This is a genomic window from Roseovarius sp. B08 (assembly GCF_051417955.1).
In the GTDB taxonomy this organism is placed as follows: domain Bacteria; phylum Pseudomonadota; class Alphaproteobacteria; order Rhodobacterales; family Rhodobacteraceae; genus Roseovarius.
Genome location: NZ_JBPRLW010000001.1, coordinates 1612615 through 1637736 on the forward strand (window position 1 = coordinate 1612615; position 25122 = coordinate 1637736).

Genomic DNA, 25122 nt, shown 5'->3' on the forward strand with positions numbered 1-25122 from the left:
GGGTGGCGGCAAGACGGGCGTGGCGATTGGTACCGGAACTGGCAGAATTCGAAGGAAAGTGGCGATTGGAGCGCGACGTGGTGCACGCGGGCGCGCCGCCCGCACGGTTCGAGGGCACGGCGTATTTTGTCCCCGATGACGGCGGGCTGTCTTATCGCGAGACCGGTGTGCTGACCGTGGCCGGGCAGGGGCCGATGCGGGCCGAGCGGGGGTACTTGTGGCGGGTCGGCAAGGGCGGCGGGATCGATGTGTTGTTCGAGGACGCGCGGTTCTTTCACAGTATAACGGACAGCGCAGAGGCGCGGCACTGGTGCGATCCGGATATGTATCACGTAGCCTATGATTTCACGCTCTGGCCGGAGTGGACGGCAACCTGGGCCGTGACGGGACCGCGCAAGGCCTATCGGATGGTCAGCCGGTACACGTGACCCGGCGCGGGCCAGAGGTGAATAGATTGCCTTAATTCGGTCAAATTGTTTCGCTATTAGGGACAATAGCAAATGAAAGTGCCGGGTGGGCACGGTCCTTGACCCGGGCGAACAGACAAAAAGCCGGAGAAACGGGCTTCATACAGGCGGGGCGGCACCCAGGGAGGTGCCGCCCGTTTCATTTTTCACGGCTGGCGCGGACGGGACGGATCAGTTGTCGCCGGTGATGTCGCGGAGCACGGAATAGGTGAACAGAAACGCGCCGAGCGGGGCGGAGTAGAGCATGATCGTCAGCGCCATGGTATGCACGGTCAAGCGCAGCGGCTTGGTGGGCGCGGCGCGTTTTTCCAGCCAGGCGGGCACGCTCGGGATGATGTCCGCCACATCGTCAGCGAGGATCACGTCGAACCGCTCTTCGGCGGGCATGGTGGCCGAAGTGCGTCTTCGGCCCCCGACAGGCTGCATGTTGGCGGTGGCCGAGGAGTCGGAGCCGCGGGACGACTTTCGCAGCAGATCACAGAGCGACAGGATGAGGTCGTGGTCGACCGGCTCGGGCGTTTCGCCGCGCATTATCGTGTCGTAGGGCATGTCTACCCAGATGCGATAGACCAGCCGGTCGGCGAGATGCACGAAGGAGGGGCCCAGCAGGTCGTCATCGGCCGGCGCGATGGGGGCGCGCCCGACGGCAAGGACAAGGCGCGTTTGGCGATCCTCGCAGCTGGGCGGCAAAAGTGCCATCGCGACGCGCACGTCGATGCGGTCGATCATCGCAAGGGCGTCGCTGACCCAAGTGATCCGGCGCGGCTGGGCGTCGGTGCCTTGCAGCATCTCGTCGATCGCCTGCACGATATCACCGGCCTGCATCGGGGGCGCATGGCGATAACCGAAGGTCGCGATAGATGTCTGCCGTTCGTCGTGCATGCCTGGCCTGCAAGGAAAGGGGCGGACCAAGATCTATGAAGCAACTGCGACCGGCTTGGGAAAAAACTGCGGCAAGATTACGATTGCGATCCCGGATAGGGGATCCGAAGCCTTGAATTAAAAGGGGCGTGCCGCGCTTAATACCGGCGCGGCACGCCCTTTGCCTCAGGTCAGGTCGAGGACAACGTGAGGCTGCCCGTCCGAGGTTTTCTCGACCGTGCGTCCGGTGGCGCCGATGGTGAAGGTAACCCGTTGCCGCAAGGCGCTGAAGCGCGGCGAGGCGACCACATCGACGGGGGTGTCGAAGTCGATGCCCAACTCCACATGATTCGGTCCGCGACGGCGCGCCGCGCGGACGGTGCCGGTAAAGTCATGACCGAGGTAGCGGCCCGAGACGCGCTGACCGAGTGTCCAGGCGCGGGGGGCGGCGACCGGCACGGCATCGGACAGGGTGTTCCAGTCACGAAAGCCCCATTGATGGGCCACGTGTTCGAGCGCGGTGGAGTGGCTGATCGGCGTTCCGGCGCGTCCCAGCGTCTGGCGAAGATTGCGCGCATGGCCTTTCAGCACGTCGCGCGGGGGAAGTGTGGTCTGTGTCATTGCATTGATCCCAAACGGGGCGAAAAGATCGGCAGGGCCCGCGTTGCTGCCCGGTCGAGCCCCGGGTCGATGCAATGTCACTGTCAGGGCTTCACCACGGCCGGGCGGCCTGCGGGCGGCGGGGACCTGACGCCCGTGAGACCCGCAGATAGGCATGGTGTGCCGCTGCGTCAAGCCTGCGGTGCTCAGCCGTCGATCTTGGCGGCCATGATCGCGATCGCCTGTTGATAAACGGTGGCGGCGTTCCATTGCTGAATCACACGGAAATTCGGCTGTCCCTGCTGGTAGCCGGCGCCCGGCTGCCACCCCTTGCGGCGTAGAAAATTCGCGGTGGAAACAAGGGCATCGGCCTGATTGTAGAAGTCCACGCGCCCGTCGCCATTGCCGTCGACGCCGTAGGTGAGCGCGTTGCCGGGCAAGAACTGGGTGTGGCCCAGCTCGCCATGCTTGGCGCCGCGGGTGTTGACGGTGATCGAGCCGCGATCCACCAGTTTCAGCGCGCCGATGGCGTGCGGGCGAAAGAAATCCGAGCGGCGGCAATCGTAGGTCAGGGTCACGATGGCCGAGACGACGGAGCTGTCGCCCATGAAACCGCCAAAACCGGTTTCCATGCCGTGGATGGCGATGATGACACCGGCGGGCACGCCGTAATTCTGTTCGATCCAGTTGTAGAAGCCGGGGTTCTGCGCCTTGCGCTGGCGGCCCTGCGAGATGATCGTGTTGGCGCCGCGCACTTGCATGAACTTGTCCAGCGAATAGCGGAAGCTTTTCTGGTTGCGGTCGGCGGCGATGGTGCTGGAGGCATAGCTGGTCTGGGCCAGCGCCTGAAGGCCCCGTTGGCCGACGCCGGCGGCCTGGGCCTGCTGGGCGAAGCTGGACTTCCACTGCTCGAACCCGTTGGCGTTGTTGCCACATTGGGAATAGGCAGCGGTGCCGGCCGTTGCGGTGGCGGCGCAAGCAACGGCAAGCGCAAAAAAACGAGATTTAAGTTTCGGGTACATTGGGCAGCTCCAAGTCAGACACAGGCGATGTTAGTCGAGCGGGTCAGGGGAACAAAGTCAATTCTCCATGACGTTCGACACACTGGAACGGGCGACTGAACGCCGCCCCTCGGGGTAAGAAACGGCCGATCGGGCGCGTCCGTTCCCCAAAGGTCGAGCTTGTTTTTCGTCAAGCCGCGTCGGGAGGCAGCAGGTCAGTGCAGAACAGTCTGAACCACCTGCGCTGCGGCGGCGGTTGCGCCGCTTGTCTGAAGCGACACGAAAAGCCCCGACAGTGCCGCCGCCTGGCCGGCGAGGCGCAGGTTTTCACCTTTCACCAGATTGATTATCACCAGCGTCAGCCCGACCGGCAGTGCAAAGCAAGCCACCGCGAAAGTCAGAAACCAGGCCGACAGGCGAAGGCGATCGGTCTCCTCGGCTATGTTCTCGATGGACGGGGCGATCATCTCCGGCGTGTCTTCGATGATGCCCTCGGACACGTCGATTAAAACCTTTGAGGGCAGGAAATGCACCGCTGGCGGGGGCATGCGTGCCAGCCGCTCATCCAATTTGGTATGTAAATCCTCGACCCTGGTCAGAGCGGCACGGGCGCGCAACGCCTGGTCCTTCTGCGTGTCGTCCGCGGGCGTATCATGCGCGGCAAGCTCGCAGGCCATCGTGACATCGGCAGCCGACAGTAGCGCCTCTTGCTCGACCCACTGCAGATGCGGCGGACGAAGGTGGTCACTGAGCTCGATCGCAACGCGGGCCAGAACGGCGTCGATCGCCGGACCGGTGTCGGGCGACGCATGTTCAAGGCCTTGGACGTCGATCCGCAACACGACACTCGCCGGCCGTGCAAGACCGGGCAGGAGGACATTTCGGCTTAGCGTAAGGCTGATGCGGCAATGCGCGGCCTCGATCCCGGCGACCGTTTCAGTATGCAATCCGAGCGACCGGACATCCTGGCAGAGTCCGCTCAAGGTTTTCACTGTGCGGGTGACCATATCCAGTAGGTCGATACGCTTCTCCTCGGTAAAGACCAGCCCCGCCATGATGTGATTTTCAGTATCAGGCATTTCACAAACCCCGGTTGTTTCCGCACTTAACCAATCTTTCATCTCGTAAATGAAATCAGTGTGTTTCAAATGTGGAACCAATTGGGCGCTGTGCCGGGGCGAGCGGATATCCGCCTGTTTTGGATGCCATGCCGCTGCTTTTCACAGTGATATGCGCAAAAAAACGGGCGCCCTCCAGAAAGGGCGCCCGCTTGGGTCTCAGCCGACTGATCAATCAGCAGCTGTAGTACATGCCGAATTCGACCGGGTGCGGCGTGTGCTCGTAGGTCTCGATCTCTTCCATCTTGAGCTCGATATAGCCCTCGATCTGGTCCTTGGTGAACACGTCACCGGCCAAAAGGTACTCGTGATCGGCCTGAAGCTCCTGCATGGCTTCGCGCAGGCTGCCGCAGACGGTCGGGATGCCTTCCAGCTCTTCGGCGGGCAGGTCGTAGAGGTTCTTGTCCATCGCCTCGCCCGGGTCGATCTTGTTCTTGATGCCGTCGAGGCCGGCCATCAGGAGCGCGGCAAAGCACAGGTAGGGGTTTGCCGACGGATCGGGGAAGCGGGCCTCGACGCGCTTGGCTTTCGGCGACTCGGTCCACGGAATACGGACGCAGCCCGAGCGGTTGCGGGCCGAATAGGCGCGCAGCACGGGAGCCTCGAAGCCCGGGATCAGACGCTTGTAGCTGTTGGTCGACGGGTTGGTGAACGCATTGAGCGACTTGGCGTGCTTCAGGATGCCGCCGATATAGTAGAGCGCCTCCTGGCTGAGGTCGGCATACTTGTCACCGGCGAAGAGCGGCTTGCCGTCCTTCCAGATCGACATGTTGACGTGCATCCCCGTGCCGTTGTCGCCCGCGATAGGCTTGGGCATGAACGTGGCCGACTTGCCGTAGGCGGCGGCGACGTTGTGGATGACGTACTTGTATTTCTGCAGTTCGTCTGCCTGCTTGGTCAGGCTGTCGAAAATTAGGCCAAGCTCGTGCTGGCACGACGCCACCTCGTGGTGGTGCTTGTCGACCTTCATGCCCAGGCGCTTCATGGTCGAGAGCATTTCCGAGCGGATGTCTTGTGCCTCGTCGGTGGGATTCACCGGGAAATAGCCGCCCTTGACGCCCGGACGATGGCCCATGTTGCCCATCTCGTACTCGGTGTCGGTGTTCCAGGAGGCGTCGATCGCGTCGACCTCATAGGAGACCTTGTTGATCGAGTTCGAGAACCGCACGTCGTCGAACAGGAAAAATTCGGCTTCCGGACCGAAGAACGCGCTGTCGCCGAGACCGCTGGATTTCAGGTAGGCTTCGGCCTTTTCGGCGGTGCCGCGCGGGTCGCGCTCGTAGGATTCGCCGGTATCGGGCTCGACGATCGAGCAGTGCAGGCACATCGTGGTTTCCGCATAGAAGGGGTCGATGTAGCCGGACGCGGTGTCGGGCATCAGTTTCATGTCGGAGGCTTCGATCGATTTCCAGCCCGCGATGGACGAGCCATCGAACATGAAGCCTTCCTCGAGGAAATCCTCGTCGACCTGATCGGCCAGGACCGTCACGTGCTGCAACTTGCCGCGGGGGTCCGTGAAACGGATGTCGACATACTCGACTTCCTTGTCCTTGATCGTCTTGAGCAGATCTTTTGCGCTCATGTCCATTGATCCCTTCGTTTTGGTTCCAAGTGTAGGTTTAAAGCGCGTCCGAACCGGATTCGCCGGTGCGGATGCGGATGGCTTGTTCGATGGGGCTGACGAAAATCTTGCCGTCGCCGATCTTGTCGGTCTTTGCGGCATCGACAATAGCCTCGATCGCGGCGTCGACCTGATCGTCGTCCAGCACGACGTCGATCTTCACCTTCGGCAGGAAGTCGACGACATACTCGGCGCCGCGGTAAAGCTCGGTGTGGCCTTTCTGGCGGCCGAAGCCCTTGACTTCGATCACCGACAGGCCCTGCACACCCACCTCCTGAAGCGCTTCCTTGACTTCATCGAGCTTGAAGGGCTTGATGATCGCCTCGATTTTTTTCATGGGTCGACTCCTCCGACTGACTTGCGGGATTTGCAGATCATTTCTGGTAACGCGGCACAATCGGATAGGGGTTTGGGCGGAGTTGCGGCAGGGTGATCCAATCGTGTGATTAAAATTTGGGCAATATGCCTGAGTTTTGTGCGAAAATGAATCGTTATGGAGCGGGAATGACCGAATTACTGACGGCGGCGCAGATGCGGGCCATCGAAGAGGCCGCGATTGCCTCGGGCGAGGTGACCGGGCTGGAGCTGATGGAGCGCGCCGGGCGCGGCGTGGTCGAAGCGGTGTTCGAGGAATGGCCGGAGATCGCGAAGGCGCCGCATCGGGCGGTGGTGCTGTGCGGGCCGGGGAATAACGGCGGCGACGGGTTCGTGGTGGCGCGGCTGTTGAAGGACTGGGGCTGGGAGGTTGAGGTGTTTCTCTATGGCGACGCCGCCAAGCTGTCGCCGGATGCGCGGGTCAATTACGAGCGGTGGGCGGAGATGGGGGACGTCGGCGCTATCGCAGACTGGACGCAGGACCTGCCCGACTTGCTGGTAGATGCGTTATTCGGGACCGGGTTGACGCGGCCTGTTGTCGATCTCTCGGATGCTTTTTTTCATATCAATGAGCAGCGGGGCAGGGCGCGAAGTTTCCGGCATCCGAATATGCGCATCGTATCGGTGGACCTTCCCAGCGGGCTATGTAGCGACAGCGGCAAGGCCCTTCGGCCAGAACGCGGGGGGCGCGTGCACAGCGCCTTGAACGCTCAGTTGACGGTCTCGTTCCATGGGATGAAGCAAGGGCATCTCATCGGGGATGGGCATTTCGCCTGTGGCAAGGTGGTCGTGGCAGACATTGGCCTTGAGGGCGGCCCCTGGCCGCGGGTGGGGGTGAAGCCCGCGCCCGAGGGGGGCGGTCGGAGGCTGCCCGGCGGTGCCGCCGGGCGGCATGGTTCGGCTTGTGGGGTCTCCAATTGCTCGGCTGGGCAAGGCGGCGGCCCACAAATATTCTCACGGCCATGCCCTTGTCCTCTCTGGCGGTGCAGGACGCACCGGCGCCGCGCGGCTGGCGGCGCGGGGCGCGCTGCGGATCGGGGCGGGGCTGGTCAGCCTCGGTGTGCCGCCGAGGGCGCAGCAGGAGGTGGCCTGCCAGGTGACGTCGATCATGCTGTCGCGGATCGAGGGGGGCAACGGGCTGGCGGAGGTGCTGAAGGACGATCGGCTGAGCGCGCTCTGTCTGGGGCCCGGACTGGGCGTCGAGCGAGCGCGGGAGCTTGTGCCGATTGCGTTGGGGCAAGGCGGGGTGGAAGCCCGCCCTACGGTGATGGATGCGGATGCGCTGATGGCGTTTGTCGAGGAACCCGAGGATTTGTTCGGGATGCTTCACGAAGCTTGCGTGCTGACGCCCCACGGGGGCGAGTTTGCGCGGCTTTTCCCCGATATCGCCGAACGGTTGAACGCGACCCCGGTTACAGGCCCGGCCTACTCCAAGGTGGACGCGACGCGGGACGCGGCGGCGCGTGCCGGCTGCGTGGTGCTGTTCAAGGGCGCTGACACGGTGATCGCGGCGCCGCACGGGCGGTGCAGCATCAATTCCGCGCAGTATGACCGCGCGGCGCCGTGGCTGGCGACGGCCGGGGCAGGGGACGTGCTGGCCGGGTTTATCACCGGCTTGCTGGCGCGGGGGCATGGGCCGATGCAGGCGGCGGAGGCCGCGGCTTGGCTGCACGTCGAGTGCGCGCGCGCCTTTGGGCCGGGGCTGATTGCGGAGGATCTGCCGGAGGAGCTGCCGAAGGTTTTTCGGGATCTGTTCGGTTGAGAGGGCGAGGTCCCGGGTCCGAGGCCCGGGGCGGGCGCGTCAGGCCGCTTTCGACAACGCGGCGATATCGGCCGTGCTGGCGACTTCGAGCCCGTCGACGTAGAGCACGTGCGGCGTGTCGAAGTCGAGGGTGAAGAGCGTCATCTCGGCCTCGCCTTCGTCGGTGATGAACTCGCCATCGACCAGTTGCGATACCTGTGCCATGGCCCGTTTCGCGCCGAACATCGCCTCGGCGCGCCAGTCGCGGATCAGCAGGTATTGCCCTGACGGCAACAGCACGTCGCGCACCGGGCGGGTGTGGCCCAGCGAGCCGGCCTGGATCCGGATCGCACGGGTGCGCAGGGTCGCCGAGGATATGTCCCGAAGGATGGCCATGCCGGTGTCGCGCGTGATCACGCGGTCGCCGGGACGGAGATCTTCCACCGCCTTCTCGCCTTCTAATGTCATTATTACTGCGCCCGCGACAAAGCCGCTGGCCTGCACCTTGGCCCCGGACGGGTTGGTCCCGCCTGTGCGCCCGACCGTTTTCGGTTCCATGGGCTATCTCGCTCTGTTTTCTGCCTCGAATTTTTCATCACCATACGTCAACATTTCGTCAATGTCGCGCCTTTTGTTCAAGGGCGCGGCATATTTGGTGGGGCCGTATTGCGGGAAATTCCACTCGCTTCCTGTTTCAGGCTTTGCTAAGACGCGGCTCGATGCGGGTGTGGCGGAATTGGTAGACGCACCAGATTTAGGTTCTGGCGCCGCAAGGCGTGGGGGTTCAAGTCCCTTCACCCGCACCACACTGAAATTAAACACAAAAATTAGATTTTATAACTTCGGCGGGACGGAAAATTCCTGCTACTGCTACGATTTTGCTACAGCGGGGTGGGCAACTGTAGCAGCGCTGTAGCATCGAAGAGAAAGGGATTCTGTATGCGGCTGTAGCGCGTGAGTGCGAACGTGCGGAACGCGAAGGCGACTCGTTCACGGTCCGTGGGGAAATTAAGGCGCGCCGACGTACAGGGTAGACACATGAGTGGAGGCTCACATGGCGCTGATCGCGGGGTGGGATTGCGGTAAGAGCGCTAATATCTGAGCATCCGTGCTGTTCGATTTTAGCGCACGTGCTAGCGCTGCTTTGTCCTGCATCCTGAATTCTTCCATTCCGAGTAAAGCCCTCCACACTTCCATTGGAATCCTGAAGCTGGTAGTCCCGTCTCCAAACCCGACGCCAAGAAAATAACTCTTGATGAGGCCTTTATCCTGTAGGCTGATGGTCACTGCTAAATCCGGGTTTATCCAAAGCACTCGTTCATCTTCGGAAAGTGCTTTGCACAGGACCAGAACCTCTTGGTGGTGTAGCTCCAATAGTTTGGCCCGGATCGTCTCGCGGCGCATCGGGGCGGTGATCTTTTTTCCAAGGCTGGTAAGGTGCTTGAGCGCCGATCCTGAGAGCGCTGCAATGAAAAGCGTGAATGTGACGATTGCGACAACCCTTACGCCGGGAAGTACCCAAGCGGGCAGCCCCACAAATAGGCCGGGCAAAAAGTACTCGAAAGCAAGTACTGCCGTGCTGGCAAGAAACACTGAGCCAACGACCTTGCCGCCCGCCTCAACTATCGAAATCAACTGTTCGGCGTAGTTCACTCAGCTCCTCCAATCAAATCTAAGGGCCGGTGTGTCGCCCCCTAATGATAGAGACTGTCAAAACGTTCGAGGCGCGTCCAGATACGCGACGCTCGTAAAGCACAGCGCCCCGCCATCACGGCGGGGCGTTTTTATTGTCGTGCGGCGGTCCGGTTTCGGGCCACCAAGGTGGGTCAGCAATACTGACCCTGACCCGAATTTTCCAAAACATCGACATCCGATTCGAATTATGCTATTTGTTTTGTCAAGCACAAACTGACTGTGCGACAAATTTTCCCGACCTTTGAGGATTAGCATGGAAATCAATCAGCATGACTATGCGCGGGCCTGCGGGTGCTGCGTCGAGACGGCGGGGCGACGACTCCGCAGCGCCACCTATCGTTCCGGGTCGCGCGGCACCCGCCTTTACAATTTGGCAGAAGCCCTGCCGACCGTTCGCCCGCGCGAAGTCGCCAAGGGCGCTATTCCGGCGCTTTTGAGCGCCGCTACGCCCCTGAAGATACCTTATATGTCGGCGGTGTTGAAGCCGCAGAGGTCGCCCGAGGCTTGATTGAATGGATGCCTGAAGATGCCCGGACGCGCTTGAGCAAGGTCCAGAATTTCTTCGTGGTCAGCGTGGCAAACAGCAACGTCTGCGCCGCCCCCGTAGTCGAGAACCTTGAACTGTTGCGGGTCCTGATCGTCCTGCAGCCCGACGTGCTGAAGTTCGTCTTCCGGGCCGGGGACGTTCCTGACATGGACCGAATGTCTCCCGCATTTGCCATTTGCAATTACACCAACATTAAGGAGGCCGCATAACATGGCTAACCACGACACGTTTCTGGACCTTGTTCGCGGCTCGCAGGTCATCGCAGAGCGATGGGCCGAAATCTGCGAGAAGGTGATTTCGGACGCGGCGGAACGCGGCGTTCAGATCGAACCTGCGCAGGTTCTGGACATCCGCGAAGCACGCCTTGCAGCGCTCGGAAATGGCGGCGGCAAGATGGATGCAGACAATTACATTGCTGAACTGGAAGCACTTCCGGCGCTTCATGAATCCGCGCTGGCCCGCCGTATTGCAGAGGGGGACGCAGAAGCTCGCTCAGAGGCCGTATCACAGGTCAATCGCGGGAAGGGCGACGTCCACCCCGACCGCTGGGCCAGTTCGGCGTCGCGCCGTATCTCGAAGGCGCGCGAGCTTGGGATTGCCACCGCCCCTGCCGAAGCGGACACCGTCTCTCGCGCAGAGCGGTTGGAGATGCTGAGCGAAATCGAGGACGCAGGTACTCGCTTGTCGATGGCGCGTAAGTGGGGCTTGGTATGAGCCGCGTAGACCGTACCGTGGCCACCATCAAGGAGGATTGGCCCCACGCCGCCCACGCCGGTACATACCACCTTCTGTTTGAGCGCCATGACGTTGCCACGGATATTCGGGACGCGCCGGACGGTCCACCGGTGTATGTGGAAGGCGGGGTTATTGCTGGGTCTTACACCTACCGCCCCGATAGTTCCGTGAACCTCACTGAAGAAGAATATCAGGCAGTCTGTGCGGCATTGGACGCCCCCGCCGAAGGCTTGGCTGAAGATGAACCTGCGACTGTACCGGCAGACCTTACTTCAGAAGCGCGCCGCAGGAATGCACTGCGCTACCGCGCGGAGCACGGGCATGGCTAGCATTTTGGATGAGAATCCCGGTGGCGCGGGTTCTTTCAATGACGGCAAGCTGTCCAAGGCGCAGATCAACCGCCGCCGCGCGCATCGGGAACGCTGGGAGCGGGCCATGGCGCTTAGACAGGACTGGACGGATGAACAGCATGCAGAAGAGTCCGAACGGCTCAAGCGTGAGGTCGAAGAACTTTTGGAGCAGCGCCGTGCCGCGTAAGAATTCACCCCTGCCGATGGAGCAGGCGCTGGCCCGGATGCACAGGCGTCGCCAGCTTTGGTACAACGCCCGCTTACTGTTTCCCGACCTCGAAACTTTCAAGAGTCATCTGGCCAGCGTCCAGAGGGGGATCGAGAAAATCCTCGCCGCTGAGTTCGCCCCCTCGCGCCACGAAAATATCTAAGGAGAAAACGACATGAGGAAGCACCATCTCGGGGCGTTGCCCCACCAGACGACTTACGACGAAGACATGATTGACGACCTCGCCGACCGGTTGCGCGCCGTAGGTGCACGCAATGGTGGCGTGAGGATCGAGTTTAATTGGCTTCGGGACGCCCTTGGCGGGGATGCGGCGCTGACGCGCCGCGTGTTCAAGGCGGCAGGCTTCAAGCGGCCCGCGTCTAAGGAGTGGTATGTTGGACATGGGGCGAAGCGCCTCGAAGTCGCAGCATATCCGGAAAAGCTCGCCGACGACCTTGCCGAGATCGTCGACGATTACGCTTGAGCAGGCGAAACAATCGGTTTCCGTTTGCGCAACAAGCTTGTGCGCCGCGCCTGCGCAAAACACAATATGTTGATTTACTGCATTGCGGATTTAAGCTTCGAGCGCAGTCCTGATTTGGGCTTTCAGCTTGAAGCGGAAAAGTGAATTTCGCCAGTTTTTTATGGCTATGTATGATTTTCAAATCGCGATTGACGGATGCTTTTCCAGCGGTTTACGTAGTACCTGCCACCGAAACTGGGAATCAACATTTAGTATGACGGGACACAGAATGGAAGACAAGATCATCAAGCTTTCGCACGAGATTGCGGACAAGTCCTTGGAGGAGCGAGGCCCTCACCAGCGGATCAAGATGCTCGAAATGATCGAGGAGCTTGCCGGGTATCTCGTGCAGGAGTCGCGGCTGGTGAATGCCGCGCTGCGCGGGGTTTAATCGAATTGGTGTGGCCCGCGTTTAGCGGGCCTGCCGACCAAGAAAGAGGAGGTCAAGCGATGCTAAACTAAGCTGCACGGAGAAGAGTAAATGGCAGGTAATATCAAGCTGGCGGTGAACAACGCCCGCACCCATTGGAACGATGCTGAGTTGCGCGGCGAAGACGCGCCGGAATGGCAGGCGCTTTTGGAGCGCCGCGCGCGTTTCATCGAACGTCACTGGGACAGGATCAAGCAGCGCGGCTGGCGCTCTAAGGAGAAGACGTGGCGCGAGTGGTTTGAAGACTCTCTGACGTGGCACCGCGAAGACATCCGCAAGGACGGCGCGGGGTACGTCTTCGGCACCAGTGCCAATGGTGAACGCGCTGCGGAGAACATGCGCCACATGGTGGCAATCGGTCTGGACATTGAACCGGAACAGCCTCTGTCAGACGTTATCGACCGGTGCGAAGCATCGGGCCTCGCAATCGTCCTCTACACCTCTCATAACCACGCACGAACCACCGATTGCGAAAAGGTGGACACGATTCTGAAGTACGGCGAAGAGATTTCCACGGCAACCGTCCGGGATTTCCTTCGGAGTAAGAAGACGTATTCCGAAGCCTTCATTTCCCAGTGCGAGTTGGTGGACCCCCGCGCCGACATTGACGGCAAGAAGCAGTGTGTCTGGTCCTGCCCGCCGCTTCAGAAGATGCGTGCTGTTGCCCTCCTTGACGAGCCTGTAGACGTCTCAGAGCTTCACCCCAGCCCCAAGAAGGGCGGGGAAATCTGGGCAAACAAGGTCCGCGGTATTGCCGATCTTCTGGGCGTGACCATTGATCCCGTCGCAACCGACCCGTCGCGGATTCTGTATGTCGCAAAGCACCGCACCAATGCGGAATGGTATTGCGCCGTCTTTCAGGGACGTCCCGTCCGGTGGGAAGAGATTCCTGAGAAGGCGAAGGGCGAGAACAACCCGTATCTGAAGGCAGCCAAGGCCATCGGAAGCTCTTCCATTCCTGACGTTATCACCAGCACTGGAGTCGACGTGACTGCGCTCTATCGCAGTTATGGTAAGCGGTGGATGCTGGCGGACATGTTGGCAGGCTCACACGTGGCCAAGGAAGAAGCCAGTGACCGCCTGCATGTCGAATGTCCGTTCTCAGATGAACACACCAGCGAAAGCGGCCCCACTTCCACGACGGTCTGGAACGCACCTGACAGCGAATACGGCTACGCCATGGCCCTGTGCCAGCATACCTGCAAGGAACGTTACCACACCGTAGATTATGTCCGGCGATGGATTGAAGACGAAGTTATTGATCCGGCATGGCTGGAAGCCCCGTCATTTATGGCAGACACACCCGAGCCGCCGGGTCCTTTCGAAGAGCTGACCCCTAGTGAATTGGGAGAAGAAGGGAGCGCAGGCGAAAGCAAGACTCCCGAGCAGCGTGCGGAAGCGTTCAATTCGGAAAGCAGCGAAGAAGACATTCGCAAGTTCATCAAGAAGCTGTTCCGCGAAGGCGTAGACCTCACGGTGCAGGCCAACGTGACGGCGGTTCTGGCGAAGGGCACCAATCTCGGCAAGCGGGAGATCAAGAAGTTCTGGAAGGAGCTGGAAGAAGAGCTGCGCAAGCGGGAAAAGGATCAGGAATTCTCAGGCGGCATGTACATCACTGAACCTGCCCCGGATCAGACGCGCTATGCGGCTGACGCCGCCAGGGCCGCGAATGAAAACTCCCCCTTCCTGTTCGAGTACATGGAAGCCCCGGCAATCGTTCGGCGCGGGCGGTTGAAGACGCTGGACCGTGCCGGACGGCGGCATGAACTGGGCAAGGTCACTACGTTCTGGAAGCCGAAGGGCGAGGGTGAGTTGCAGCACGTTTATCCGCCCTACGATGTGGTAGATGACCTGTTTTCGTCGGACCTCTCGGAATTCGCCTTGCCTCTTCGCGGTGTCGTGGACACGCCGTTTTTCGCGGCGGACGGGACGCTTGTGACGGCGAACGGGTATCACGCCGGGTCGCAGATGTATCTGGACAGTGAATTGGTGCTGGCGGGCGTTAGCCCGCGCCCGACTGCCGAAGAGGCACAGGAGGCCGCGCGTTTCATCGTGGAGGAATGCCTTGCCGACTTTCCGCTGGGCGGTCTGACGCGGCAGGAGATCATGGAAAAGACGTTTACGCCGTCAGGCGTCCCCGCCGTGGCCAATTCCTTGACCTTCATCCTGTTGCACTTTGCCCGGAACATGATCCGCGGTGCTACGCCGGGGCACGTGGTCAACAAGCCTGCGCCGGGGACCGGAGCCGGGTATCTGGTAGACGTCTGCACGACGATCCGCAGTGGTGCTCCCGCGCCCGCCTTGCCCATGCCGAAGAACAAGGATGAACTGGCGAAGACACTCACTGCGGTATTGCTGGACGGCGAACCGGCAGTCTTCTTCGACAACATCAATCACGAGATGGACTCGGCGGAACTGGCCTCTGCGATGACGCCGCCGGATACCGGCTATCGTGCGCGTATCCTTGGCAAGACACAGACTGCACTGGTGCAGATCATGTCGTCATGGGTGTTCGCGGCCAACACGCTGACCATGAGTGACGAACTTTTGCGCCGCTGCATTCTCATTGATCTGGACCGGAAGGCCGTGGACCCGGCGAAGTTCGTACCTGAAGGCGGCTGGCGGCATAAGGACGTTCGGACGTGGACGCTCGAACACCGGGCGGGGTTGGTCCACGCTTGCCTGACCATCATTCAGCACTGGGTTGCGGAGGGGATGCAGCGCAGCGACCACACGTTGGCCAGTTTTGAGAACTGGGCAGGCGTCATGGGCGGCATTCTCAAGGCGGCTGGCGTGGGCGGCTTCATGGGGAACCAGTCTGAACTGACCGGACTTTCAGATGGGCGCGACGATGAAATGTCGTCTGTCATGCAGGCGATTGCCGGAACCATGCACGGTAATGCTGACGCGCGCCTCTACATCGGATCGAAGACCGACGAGGAAACCGCCGCCGGTAAGTTCGGCATGTTCGACATTCTCCACGCGATGGAGGACACGCCCCGGCTGGACCAGTGGGGCTATCGGGAAGTCTTCACCGGTGACGAAACGGAAGTACGGTACGAGAACACACGCAAGGCCGGACTCCGGTTCAAGGCAGCGGCAAAGCGGACGTACCGCGTCGAAATTGGCGGCAAGGCGTACGAGGCGCGGTTTGTGCAGGAACACGACTCCAAGGCAAATGCCAAGTGTTATCGGTTGGAACTGAATCTGGCCTAGCGCGGGAGTAACTCCCGTACTCCCGGCAAAACTCCCGCAACTCCCGGCGGAAGTTTTTCTTTTTATCAGGGGCTTGCGAGGCGGGGGCGGGAGTGCGGGAGTTGCGGGAGTTATTCGGCCCTCTCAGCCTCTACAGAAAATAATATTTTGATCCCCTCCTTTTGATGCCTGAAAAATAATTTTTCTCATCTACCCTCAGAATACCCCCGCAACTCCCGCACTCCCGCCCTTTGTTCGTAACGCCCTGTAAAATATAGATAAACTTGGGGCGGGAGTTGAAATGCCAACTCCCGCCAACTCCCGCAACTCCCGGCGGTTCTGCCCCGCGTCGGCGATCATGATTTTGGGGGCTTGCGCGTTTAAGATTTTTCCCCTCTAATGTGGGGTAGAATCTTAAACGAGGCAGGCATGGCACCCTTCAACACCGCAATCACCGATAACCCATCTGACGCCGAAGTAAGGCTCGCCGACTTTGGCCTTACATTGCCGCAGCTTCTCGCCGTGCGCGATTCTGCCCGTGCGGCTGCAGACGACGCAAGCCCGCTCATGCCGCTGAACGCGCCGGGGACGCTAGCCTACATCCGGGGGTGGAGGCTCTGCGCGCTCAGGTGCTGGACGGCGAGTGGGTGATAGACCGCACGCTTGGCGTGGAAGCTGTGATCAACCGCGAGCGGGGAATCCGTATTGGCTACCAGAACGTGGACAAGGCGTGCGATCCGGTCTTCAAACCCATGCCACGTTCGGCAAAGGGTCCCGCTGCGGAGCGGATGTGCAGCTTTCCCCTGTTCGAGCACTACGGCATGGTTCTTGAAACCGACCACGACAGAGTCCCCCGCGACGATGTGAAAGACCCACACGGCGATCAGGTCGCCACCTACTTCGTCATGGTCGGCGAAGACGGCAGCGTTGAGTTGTCCAGCCCCATCATCGAGAATCAACGGTACGCAGACTTCCGCGAACGCATTTTCGTGGACCGCCCGGATGAAGACTGGGAAGCCCGTATCGACCCAGAGGCCGACCCCCTCGACGACTTCGAAGTGCCAGTAAGCATCAAAGACAACCTGTGATGTTCAGCGCAGAAAGACTCAAGATGGCCCGCTTTAGGCGGAAGCTGTCCGGGAAGGGACTCGCAGAAGCTGCAGGCCTGACACCTGTTACTGTGTCCAAGGCTGAGAACGGGCACCAACCCGACGACGCCACGGTGCAGAAGCTCGCGAGCGCCCTAGACTACCCCGTTGACTTCTTCTTCATGGAAGCCCCGGAAACCCTCGAAACGAAGGCCGTGTCGTTCCGAAGCCTCAAGAAAATGAGCGCGGCGGAACGCAATGCGTCCTTGGCTGCGGGGTCGATTGGTATCGCCTTCTATGACTGGATCGAGCGTCACTTCAACCTGCCCGCGCCGGACCTTATAGACCTGAGCAAAGAGCGGGACCGCCCCGAAGTCGCCGCGCGCCTCTTGCGCCAGCACTGGGGGCTAGGTGATCGACCGATTGGGAGTCTTCTCAAGCTCTACGAGTCCAAGGGTATCAGGGTGCTTTCCCTGTCCGAGAACACCCCGAACGTCGATGCCTATTCGTTTTGGCACGCCGAACGGCCCTACATGTTCCTGAACCAACGCAAGACGGCGGAGCGGTCGAACTTCGACTCCGCGCATGAACTGGGACACCTTGTGCTGCACTTCCACGCGGCAAGGGAGTCGGCCCAGATTGAGGACGCCGAAAAGCAGGCAGACCAATTCGCATCGGCCTTCTTGATGCCCGAGGCGGACATTAAGAGCAGCCTTGCCCGCGCCTATAGCGCCTCGCAGATTATCAGGGTTAAGCAGCGTTGGAAGGTCTCTGCAATGGCGCTGGCAACTAGGCTGCATGGATTAGGGATGCTGAGTGATTGGCACTACCGTTCGATCATCATTGAACTGGGACAGCGTGGGTATAGAAAGGCCGAACCGGTTGGAGTGGAGCGCGAGACGTCAACGGTTCTAGGGAAGGTCTTGGCTGCACTCTGGAAAAACGGTGTGACCCGGTCTGAGATTGCGAAGGAACTGAACCTGCCTTGGGAAGAGGTGGAAACGCTGATTTTCGACCTTGCCGGACATCTTCCGGCCCGCCCTGAGCAAGCGAAGTTGAGTCTAGTTAAGTAGATAACATGCCGCGCCCGAATATCTGATAGGCGGCGTCGCAGACGCCGTCGAACGCCGACTTGCAAACCCTCATAGGGTATATACATTTGATATACGCTTTGCAAATCATCGCAAGACACACGGAAACAGATCGTTTCGGATTCAAGGCGTTGATTTCACTGGCGAATCATGCCTTGGGCGACGTATAAAACCCTTAAAGAATCTCAACGAACAATGGATGGTTGTAGAGAGGGTTGTACATGGCTGAAAATGACTGCATCGAAGGTCCTTTCATCGCCTACTATAGGGTGTCGTCTGCCAAGCAAGACCGCACCGGAAACGGAATGGAGGCGCAGCGCCGAGACATTGGCCTGTTCCTTGCCAACTACGCCTGCGAGGGCGCGGCTCTAGTGGCCTCCTATCAGGATGTTGCCAGCGGTAAGCACGACGATCCTAGGCGGCGTCCGGGGCTGTCTGAGGCGCTAGCACATTGCCGCCGCATCGGCGGGACGCTCCTTGTCAGTAAGCTCGACAGGCTGTCTAGGAAAGTCCTGCACATCGCACAGCTTCTCGATGACAAAACCGTTAGTTTTAAGGTCGTGAGCATGCCTCAGGCGGACAACTTCCAGCTTCATATCTATGCATCCTTGGCAGAACAGGAACGCGAGTTTATCAGCATCAGGACCAAAGCAGGTCTGGCCTCTGTGAAGGCCAAGGGGACGGTCCTTGGGGGGGACAGGGGCGGAGCCGCTAACGCGGCCATTGCCAATCGACGTATCGCTGACAATCACGCCCAGAATATCGCCCAGATTGCCCTGCCGATGCGTGCGGCTAAGTCATCATATCAGGCCATCGCAGACGCCCTGACGAAGGCAGGTGTCGAGACGCCAAGAGGCAAGAAGGTCTGGTATCCACAGACTGTGAAGAACGCCCTAAACAGGCTGAATCCGGCCTGAAAACCACTGACAAAACAGGTGCGGGACAGGGCAGCGCCCCCGCGTGAGCGGGTGAAGCAGATGTTGTCTGCGTTAGCAGACTTAACGCCATTCAATCCCTTAGGCACTATATTTAGTGCATGGGACCCAAGGCGGTACTAGGGGTGGGGGGCGAAATCGGGCGTAGATGCTGTCCGCATAGGTGGTGCAAACCCGCCGAAAAGTGCGCCGCGATTTTTCTATGTCATGTTTGTTACGTTTGTTCTGCTGCCATGCAAATTTTGCCCGACCGGGGACCCAGCCCCAAAACGACCCCCGACCTCTCCGGATCAGAATCCCGCGTCCGAAAATTTCAAAATCGAGCGAGATCGAGTTGCAGGCCCGACCGTGACCCGTTCGGCCCGTTTCCTTGCCAGATCACATAAAGATAATGTATTATGTGAATATCTCTAGCAGTTAGGCGGCACCTCTTCTCCGCCATGCACTTGACAACGGTCAGCCCGTTTTGGCTGCCACTGGACGGCCTGACCGTTGTCTCCTTTTCCGAGCAGTCACGAAAAAGAAAGGCCCAGAAATGGCCGAAACCCATGAACTCCGTTTGAAGATCGACGCCGCCGCCGCCAAGCGCGGAAGCCGCGAATTTGTCGGCGCAATCAATGCCGTCAAGGCGGCGGTCCGCGACCTTGAGCGGGACAGTGCAGGCGCGTTCACGAAGCTTAAGAACATCAGCCCCAAGGTGGACGTGTCCGGCCTGAAGGCCGCTACCCGCGAAGCAAACAACGTCACCAAGGCGCAGGGGCAGGCCGAACGGGCATCCGAACGCGTCGCCGCCGAAATGAAGCGTGTCGCCCTGTCCAGCAGTGCGGCGTTGCGTACGAGCCAGAACGAAGTTCAGAGGCTCACAGAGCGTTTCACCGCTCTTGGCAACACCGACGCAATCGACCGTCTTAACCGTGATCTCGTGAACATGAAGCGGGCGCTCACCTCCGCGCAGTCCGGGCTGGACGTTCGAACGGCCCGCAGTTCCTTCAGTGATACCAGCGCGGAACTGAAGCGGCTTGCCAATGACCTTGAAGCGGAGTCCCGTGCTCACCGCCGTGCCGCTGACGCGGCCTCTCACCACTCCGACCGCCTCGAAACCTTGGCGCAGCGCTATGACCCGATCCGCGCAAACTCCATGCGCTATGCCCGCGCTCTCAGTGACCTGTCCGAACTGGAAGAGGCAGGCATGATCAGCGCCGCGCGCGCGGCTCAGGCCCGACAGGATGCTGCCCAGTCGATGCTGGCCGCGTCAGCGGCGACTGACCAGTACAACGCCGCCATGAAGCGCAGCACGCAGAGCACGCAGCAGGGCATCATGGTAGGGCACCAGCTTAGCGACGTCCTGATTACCTCGCAGATGGGTTTCCAGAGCGTCGCCATGATTAGTCTCCAGCAGGGGTCCCAGCTTGCCGCTCAGATGCAGGCCTTGAAGGCATCCGGCGGCAGCGCTTTCCGTACGCTTCTTGCGGGGTTCACCTCGCTTGTTAATCCGCTTTCATTGATCACGATTGGCGCGGTCGCCGCGGGTGCAGCCGTCGCGAAGTGGTTCTTCGCAGCCGGGGAAGAAACGAGGAGCTTTTCTGACAGCCTGTCCGACGCGGAGTCCCGCATCAACGAACTGCGCCGCGCCACCGACACGCTTGCCGGGAACAATTTGCGTCAGCTTCGCGAAGAATATGGGCACTTGAACACGGCTCTCGATGAACATCTTGAACGCCTGCGCAAGGTCGCGGAACTGGAAGCGGGCATGGCCAATGCCGATATGATCGCCAGCATCCGCGACGGCCTGACCAGCGACGGGAATCTGTTCACGGGCAATGTTGACGCCGTTCGCCGCGCTTTTGAGACCACGAACGATCAGGCCCGGAACCTCTTGAACCTCATGAATCAGGTCAAGAGTGCTAGGACCTTCGAGCAGCAGGCCGAAGCGGTAACCCGACTCCGTCAGGCCGTGGAGTCCACGACCGGCGGCCTCGACAAGAGCGAAGGTACCGCCCGTGGGGTGCTGGTGCAGCTTGTCCGCGCCGAAGACGCCGCCATGCGCCTTATGGCAGCGCAGAACGGCGTCACCGACGCCACGGGCAACGCCTCTGGCGCGGCCTCTAACCTGACCTATTCGATTGGCACGGCGGCAGACGAAGCCGCCCGCCTTCTCGCAAACCTGAACGGCGTTCCGTCCGCCCTCGCAGTCATGGGCAAGAGCGTTGAAGGACAGATCGCCTCTATCCGGGCACAGAACAAGGCGCTCAATCTTCAGATCACCGATGGTTTGTCCGGTGCCGCCGCCAACCGCCGAGTCCAGCTTGACCAGATGGTGACCACCGCCGCCGACCGGGGCCAGCATCTGACCGTTGACCAGATCGCGCCGCAGTTGGAGGCAATCGAAGCACTCGACGCCGCAGCCAAGAAGCAGGAAGAGCTTCGCAAGGCCCTCTCTGAAGCCAATCGACCGGCCCGCAAGGCTGGCAGGTCTGGCGGTGGCGGCGGGTCCCGCAAGGCGGCGCTCAGCGAAGAGCAGAAGGCGGTCGAATCCTTGAATGATAGTCTGACGTCGCGTCTCACGTCCCTTCAGGCGGAGCGGATCGAATTGGAGCTTCTGGCAAGTGGGCAGTTCCAGACCGCGCAGGGCGCGGCAGCGATGGCGGAAGCCATGACCACCGGCAAAGGGCAGGTCGATCAGCAGACTGAGGCGATGATCCGGCAGATCGACGCCGCCGCGAAGCTTAACGAAGAGCTTCGGAAGGTTGCGCGGGACCCCGTCAAGGAATGGATGGACTCCGTCCCGAACTGGATTGAGGCCGGTCAGCAGATCGAAATGGGCGCAATCAACTCCCTGAGGGATTCCATCTCAGAGATGATCAAGACTGGTAAGTTTGACATCGAAGCGTTGGGCGACTCCATCCTCGGCGTGATCGCAGACATCGTAGCGGACAAGGCCGTCGCGGAACTCGCGAACCTCCTTGGACGTGGCGAAGGCAACGGACTTGGTGGCCTCCTCGGCGGTCTCTTCAACTCACAGGGCGATGACCCCTCCGCCGGACAGGGCGCAGCCGTCGCCAACGGCGGCGTACAGGCCGGTCAGCACATTTCCACCGCCATGATGCAGGCAGGTCAGACCGTGTCCCAGCAGCTTGCACAGGCGATGACTCAGGGCGGTCAGCAGGCAGGCCAGTTCACGCAGCAGGCGCACGCCGTAGGAGGCCAGCAGGCCGCGAACGCAACCCGCCTCGCAGGGGTACAGCACGGTCAGCAGGTACGGATGGCAACCACCACCAGCGGCGGACAGCACGCGACCCGCGTCCGCACGGCAATCGAGGCCGGTGGACAGCAGCATGCCTCGATGGTCCGCAGTGCCTCCGCTGGCGGAATCGGCGGCGGTGGTGGTTTTCTCGACAGCATCGGCGGCGCTGGTGGCCTCATCAGCATGGCTGTCGGTGCGTTCTCGGAAGGTGGTTTTTCCGACAGCCCTGTGGGCATGGCAAGCGCTCCGATTGGTGCTTTCCAGAACGCCCCTCACTTCAGCGAGGGGACCCCCAACACTTCAGGGATTCCTGCGATTCTTCATGGCAATGAGGCAGTGGTAAACCTGACCAAGGGCAGAAAGATTCCGGTCGAACTCAACGGCGGTGCAGGCGCGAACGGTGGCCAGCCCATCGTGCAGCATTTCAACTGGGATGTGCATACCCCCGACGCGGACAGCTTCCGCCGCAGTTCGTCCCAGATCAGCGCCGACATGGCCCGCGCCGGAAGTAAGGCCGTCCGCAAGAACGACTAAGGAGAACGAAAATGGCAGGATACGAACCGAAGCCCATGGGTAACCGTTTGGGTCTTTACGCAGACAAGATCGAAGAAAAGCGTCAGCAGCTTGGTCTGACGCCCGCCGGTTTTCGTCAGGATGGAACGGATGCAGAAGCCGCGACGAAGGAAGAAATGTTGAAGGCTCTGTACCGCCGCGCTGACGCGCGCCTGCCGTCCGGCATCGGCTGACATACCGCAACGCCTGACAAGGCCACAAACCGTCAATAAAATGCCCCGGTAGCGCCCATTTCCGCCGTCACATCCTTGCAAGTTGGCACACCAAAAAAGGAACAGTAATCCAATGAGCGATATTGATTTCGGACTGAGGGAAAAACCGAAGAAGCAAGCTGCTGCGAAAAAGTCCAAGAAGCTAAAACCTCTTTTTTTCACTCACATTTTGGGCTTCATTGCGGCTGTTGCTGCCGCTGTAAGCATTATCGCCATGGTAATGGCTTTTGCCGGATTCGCAGAGGCATACCTTGTCTTTGCCGCCGCTCTAAGCACACTTGCAGCCGCGGCGCTGTCGGGCGCAGTGGCAGAAATCTCAATCACGCTGAAGTTTATTGCGGAAAAGCTCGATAGCGGCGGCTCTGACTAGGAAATCTCTCGTTTAATTTCCATTGCGGCCTGAGCCTCCAACATCTTCACCATTTCTGGGTCGAAGTCTTTTTTTTCTTCATCGTCTTCCAAGATGGCTCCCCATCTTTCCAAATGCTTTCCTGCAACTTGGGGGTCTAAGTGAGCGTAGGCCTGCTGCGTGACCAGAGTCGAGCTATGGCCAAGTAGCTTCGAAACGATTTCAAGGGGCATATCGTCGTTAAGCATCAAGGTTGCGATTGTCTTCCGCAGAGTGTGGATTCCCATAGGTTTCGGGCGCAGTTTTTCCCAGACATACCTTTGATGACTTTTGGCAACGGGGCGGTTAGCGTCTGTAACCATCGGGAAGACATATGTGTCTGACCAGCGGGGTAGGGACCTTAAGTGGTCGATTTGGAGTGGACCAAGGGGGAAAACCTTGTCCTGTTGTGTCTTGTAGCGCTCCGCCGGGATGGTCCACGTTCCTGCCTTTAGGTCCAGATCATCCCACTGCATGTCGCGCGCCTCAGTTCCGCGGCAGGGGAAGTTCGTAAGAAACCTTATCAGCGCAACGCCAATGGGATAGCGGTCCTTTGCAGCCGTCAGGCTGTCGCTCAACTCCTTAATGTCGTCGCGTGTAAAGACCTTTAGTCGCCGGTGCGGCGTTGATTGCTCCAAAGCCTCAACGGGATTTCCGACCATATACCCATTCGCACGGGCAATGGAGCAGAGCTTGGAGATGTAGGCGATCCACCTATTAACGGTCGCCGCCGAATGTGGTTTGTCCGCGGTTTTCCCGGACGGAGTGACCGGGTGTTCACTGATCTTCTTGTCGTACCACTGCTGAAGAGTCGGCGTGGTCAGTCTCGACAACTTTTTGCTGCCTAGATCAGGTTCAATGTGCTTGCGCCAACTTCGCCGCATCTCATCGGCATGTCCGGCGCTGATCTTTGAAGAGTAGTTGGCGTCCCAAATCTGGAAAATGTCTCTCAGTGTCTCTGCCGATGGGTTCGCGTCTTGTGCAACCATCTTGCGAACGCGGTCGCGGGCTTCCCCAACGCTGATTTCGCCGACCTTCGCTATGACATTCTGTTTCCGTTTGTTGTCCTTTTTTGACGACCACCGCGCAACGAACGTCTTAGACGTTTCCGTGAGGCGCAGAACAAGCTGCGGCACTTCAGTGTCGGTAACCCATTGTCCGTCTCGTTCGAGGTTCATACCCTCAATTGCGGCTTTGGTTAGTTTCGTACGTGTACCCATTGTGGCCCCAGATTTTTGATGACTGCTACGATTCTGCTACAGGCAGATACGTAAGACCGTGGTTATCACCAGATTCAGAGTGCTACAAAGGAAAACAAGAGTATTCCAAGTAAATTATTATTTTTCAATGCCCTAAAAGCGATAGCTCCTTTCTCGAAAATCATACATAGGGGGCCGATTTAGGGTCCGGCACCAGATTTAGGTTCTGGCGCCGCAAGGCGTGGGGGTTCAAGTCCCTTCACCCGCACCACTAATTGCCTAGAATCTGTTTAAATTCATGTACATGTGATTTTTTAAAGAAATTCAATCCACCTTTTAATCCCCCTGACGATTCAGCTTTGAAACTCGCTGGTTGCTATCGTGCATTGTCTCGGCAGACTTCAGGTCCCCTATTTTGCCGGATCGTCGTCTGGAGATTGCGTGTTTTACAAACCCGCCGCTAGCAATGCAGTCTGGAGTCTCATTTAAGGAGATTCGAAGATGGCCTGCTACATTGTCACCTACGACCTAAACAAAGAGACTGTCCGCCCAGACATCCTAAAGGACATTAAATCTTACGGTAATTGGGCCAAGCTTTCAGAGTCGTCATACGCGATAAGTACCACCAGCAGCGCAAAGGCCGTATATGAAAAGCTATCCAAACATCTAGATGGCAATGACAACTGCTACGTCATCAGCTTAAGCAAGCCATATTGGGGTCAGGGTCCAAATGATGTGAACCAGTGGCTGGCTGACAATCTTCCGGGATAAGCTGCACGCGCTGGCCGACCGCTTCAGATAGCTTGCGCGCCTCTTTGGACGTCTCTGGTTCAAGAACGATTTTGCCGCGTATCTGAATGACTTTCATGGGTGTCATGATACCCCTGCAATGAGCTTTTTAAATACCTCACTTGCCACCCCTTTG

26 protein-coding genes, 1 tRNA gene and 1 pseudogene are annotated in these 25122 nt (G+C 59.7%); 18 read left to right on the top strand and 10 right to left on the bottom strand.

What is annotated here, in order from left to right:
* Positions 1-2: 2 nt before the first annotated feature.
* Complete coding sequence (locus ACSQ76_RS08170; protein WP_437156182.1) at positions 3-428, top strand: DUF6314 family protein; 426 nt, start codon at positions 3-5, stop codon at positions 426-428.
* A gap of 210 nt (positions 429-638) precedes the next feature.
* Here the strand turns inward: ACSQ76_RS08170 and ACSQ76_RS08175 are convergent, their stop codons facing one another.
* The 6 genes from ACSQ76_RS08175 to ACSQ76_RS08200 form a co-directional block, all read right to left on the bottom strand.
* A complete protein-coding gene (locus ACSQ76_RS08175) occupies positions 639-1349 on the bottom strand; it encodes a hypothetical protein (RefSeq protein ID WP_437156183.1) in 711 nt (236 codons plus the stop codon).
* A gap of 165 nt (positions 1350-1514) precedes the next feature.
* Positions 1515-1949 (bottom strand): glyoxalase superfamily protein, encoded by a 435-nt coding sequence (locus ACSQ76_RS08180; RefSeq protein ID WP_437156184.1) that lies wholly within the window; start codon positions 1947-1949, stop codon positions 1515-1517.
* A 185-nt stretch (positions 1950-2134) separates the two neighbouring features.
* Positions 2135-2950, bottom strand: a complete 816-nt coding sequence (locus tag ACSQ76_RS08185; RefSeq protein WP_306129725.1) for a lytic murein transglycosylase — start codon at positions 2948-2950, stop codon at positions 2135-2137.
* A 194-nt stretch (positions 2951-3144) separates the two neighbouring features.
* Entirely contained in the window at positions 3145-4077 is a 933-nt protein-coding gene (locus tag ACSQ76_RS08190) for a hypothetical protein (RefSeq protein WP_437156185.1), read from the bottom strand.
* Positions 4078-4222: 145 nt separating this feature from the next.
* Positions 4223-5629: a type I glutamate--ammonia ligase gene (glnA, locus tag ACSQ76_RS08195; protein WP_437156186.1), complete on the bottom strand. Its 1407-nt coding sequence runs from the start codon at positions 5627-5629 to the stop codon at positions 4223-4225.
* A gap of 37 nt (positions 5630-5666) precedes the next feature.
* Positions 5667-6005: a P-II family nitrogen regulator gene (locus ACSQ76_RS08200; protein WP_306129722.1), complete on the bottom strand. Its 339-nt coding sequence runs from the start codon at positions 6003-6005 to the stop codon at positions 5667-5669.
* 194 nt (positions 6006-6199) lie between these two features.
* Between ACSQ76_RS08200 and ACSQ76_RS08205 the strand changes: the two are divergent.
* Positions 6200-6790 (top strand): annotated as a pseudogene (locus ACSQ76_RS08205) (NAD(P)H-hydrate epimerase); the annotation flags it as partial.
* A 145-nt stretch (positions 6791-6935) separates the two neighbouring features.
* Entirely contained in the window at positions 6936-7805 is an 870-nt protein-coding gene (locus ACSQ76_RS08210) for an NAD(P)H-hydrate dehydratase (RefSeq protein ID WP_437156187.1), read from the top strand.
* A 39-nt stretch (positions 7806-7844) separates the two neighbouring features.
* On the opposite strand, the gene ACSQ76_RS08215 is transcribed toward ACSQ76_RS08210, so the two are convergent.
* Positions 7845-8342, bottom strand: coding sequence for a Hint domain-containing protein (locus ACSQ76_RS08215; protein WP_437156188.1), 498 nt, complete (start codon positions 8340-8342; stop codon positions 7845-7847).
* A 163-nt stretch (positions 8343-8505) separates the two neighbouring features.
* Between ACSQ76_RS08215 and ACSQ76_RS08220 the strand changes: the two genes are divergently transcribed.
* A tRNA-Leu gene (locus ACSQ76_RS08220) sits at positions 8506-8590 on the top strand.
* A 244-nt stretch (positions 8591-8834) separates the two neighbouring features.
* Here the strand turns inward: ACSQ76_RS08220 and ACSQ76_RS08225 are convergent.
* Positions 8835-9437, bottom strand: a complete 603-nt coding sequence (locus ACSQ76_RS08225; RefSeq protein ID WP_437156189.1) for a hypothetical protein — start codon at positions 9435-9437, stop codon at positions 8835-8837.
* A 295-nt stretch (positions 9438-9732) separates the two neighbouring features.
* Between ACSQ76_RS08225 and ACSQ76_RS08230 the strand changes: the two genes are divergently transcribed.
* From ACSQ76_RS08230 to ACSQ76_RS08295, 14 genes are all read left to right on the top strand, one after another.
* Positions 9733-9987, top strand: a complete 255-nt coding sequence (locus ACSQ76_RS08230) for a hypothetical protein (protein WP_437156190.1) — start codon at positions 9733-9735, stop codon at positions 9985-9987.
* 8 nt (positions 9988-9995) lie between these two features.
* Positions 9996-10235, top strand: a complete 240-nt coding sequence (locus ACSQ76_RS08235) for a hypothetical protein (protein WP_437156191.1) — start codon at positions 9996-9998, stop codon at positions 10233-10235.
* A gap of 1 nt (position 10236) precedes the next feature.
* Positions 10237-10740, top strand: coding sequence for a hypothetical protein (locus ACSQ76_RS08240; protein WP_437156192.1), 504 nt, complete (start codon positions 10237-10239; stop codon positions 10738-10740).
* A 261-nt stretch (positions 10741-11001) separates the two neighbouring features.
* Positions 11002-11298: a hypothetical protein gene (locus ACSQ76_RS08245; protein WP_437156193.1), complete on the top strand. Its 297-nt coding sequence runs from the start codon at positions 11002-11004 to the stop codon at positions 11296-11298.
* A complete protein-coding gene (locus ACSQ76_RS08250; RefSeq protein WP_437156194.1) occupies positions 11288-11482 on the top strand; it encodes a hypothetical protein in 195 nt (64 codons plus the stop codon). Before ACSQ76_RS08245 ends, ACSQ76_RS08250 begins: the two co-directional genes overlap by 11 nt.
* A 12-nt stretch (positions 11483-11494) precedes the next feature.
* Positions 11495-11803, top strand: a complete 309-nt coding sequence (locus tag ACSQ76_RS08255) for a hypothetical protein (RefSeq protein WP_437156195.1) — start codon at positions 11495-11497, stop codon at positions 11801-11803.
* Positions 11804-12071: 268 nt separating this feature from the next.
* Entirely contained in the window at positions 12072-12233 is a 162-nt protein-coding gene (locus ACSQ76_RS08260) for a hypothetical protein (protein ID WP_437156196.1), read from the top strand.
* Positions 12234-12323: 90 nt separating this feature from the next.
* Complete coding sequence (locus tag ACSQ76_RS08265) at positions 12324-15488, top strand: hypothetical protein (protein ID WP_437156197.1); 3165 nt, start codon at positions 12324-12326, stop codon at positions 15486-15488.
* Between the two features lie 608 nt (positions 15489-16096).
* On the top strand, positions 16097-16555 hold the full coding sequence (locus ACSQ76_RS08270; RefSeq protein ID WP_437156198.1) for a hypothetical protein: 459 nt from the start codon (positions 16097-16099) through the stop codon (positions 16553-16555).
* The gene (locus ACSQ76_RS08275) at positions 16555-17628 is read left to right on the top strand and encodes a helix-turn-helix domain-containing protein (RefSeq protein ID WP_437156199.1); all 1074 of its coding nucleotides are present in this window, start codon (positions 16555-16557) and stop codon (positions 17626-17628) included. The genes ACSQ76_RS08270 and ACSQ76_RS08275 overlap by 1 nt, the downstream gene beginning before the upstream one ends.
* Positions 17629-17867: 239 nt before the next feature.
* Entirely contained in the window at positions 17868-18563 is a 696-nt protein-coding gene (locus ACSQ76_RS08280) for a recombinase family protein (protein WP_437156200.1), read from the top strand.
* 553 nt (positions 18564-19116) lie between these two features.
* The gene (locus tag ACSQ76_RS08285) at positions 19117-22359 is read left to right on the top strand and encodes a phage tail tape measure C-terminal domain-containing protein (protein ID WP_437156201.1); all 3243 of its coding nucleotides are present in this window, start codon (positions 19117-19119) and stop codon (positions 22357-22359) included.
* A gap of 11 nt (positions 22360-22370) precedes the next feature.
* A complete protein-coding gene (locus tag ACSQ76_RS08290; RefSeq protein ID WP_437156202.1) occupies positions 22371-22571 on the top strand; it encodes a hypothetical protein in 201 nt (66 codons plus the stop codon).
* Positions 22572-22683: 112 nt separating this feature from the next.
* Positions 22684-22980 carry a hypothetical protein gene (locus ACSQ76_RS08295; RefSeq protein WP_437156203.1) on the top strand — a complete coding sequence of 99 codons (297 nt, stop codon included), beginning with the start codon at positions 22684-22686 and terminating at the stop codon, positions 22978-22980.
* Here the strand turns inward: ACSQ76_RS08295 and ACSQ76_RS08300 are convergent.
* Both ACSQ76_RS08300 and ACSQ76_RS08305 read right to left on the bottom strand, forming a co-directional pair.
* Complete coding sequence (locus ACSQ76_RS08300) at positions 22977-24176, bottom strand: tyrosine-type recombinase/integrase (RefSeq protein WP_437156204.1); 1200 nt, start codon at positions 24174-24176, stop codon at positions 22977-22979. The two genes, ACSQ76_RS08295 and ACSQ76_RS08300, sit on opposite strands and share 4 nt — an antisense overlap.
* A 715-nt stretch (positions 24177-24891) precedes the next feature.
* Complete coding sequence (locus tag ACSQ76_RS08305; protein WP_437156205.1) at positions 24892-25074, bottom strand: hypothetical protein; 183 nt, start codon at positions 25072-25074, stop codon at positions 24892-24894.
* Positions 25075-25122 lie beyond the last annotated feature (48 nt).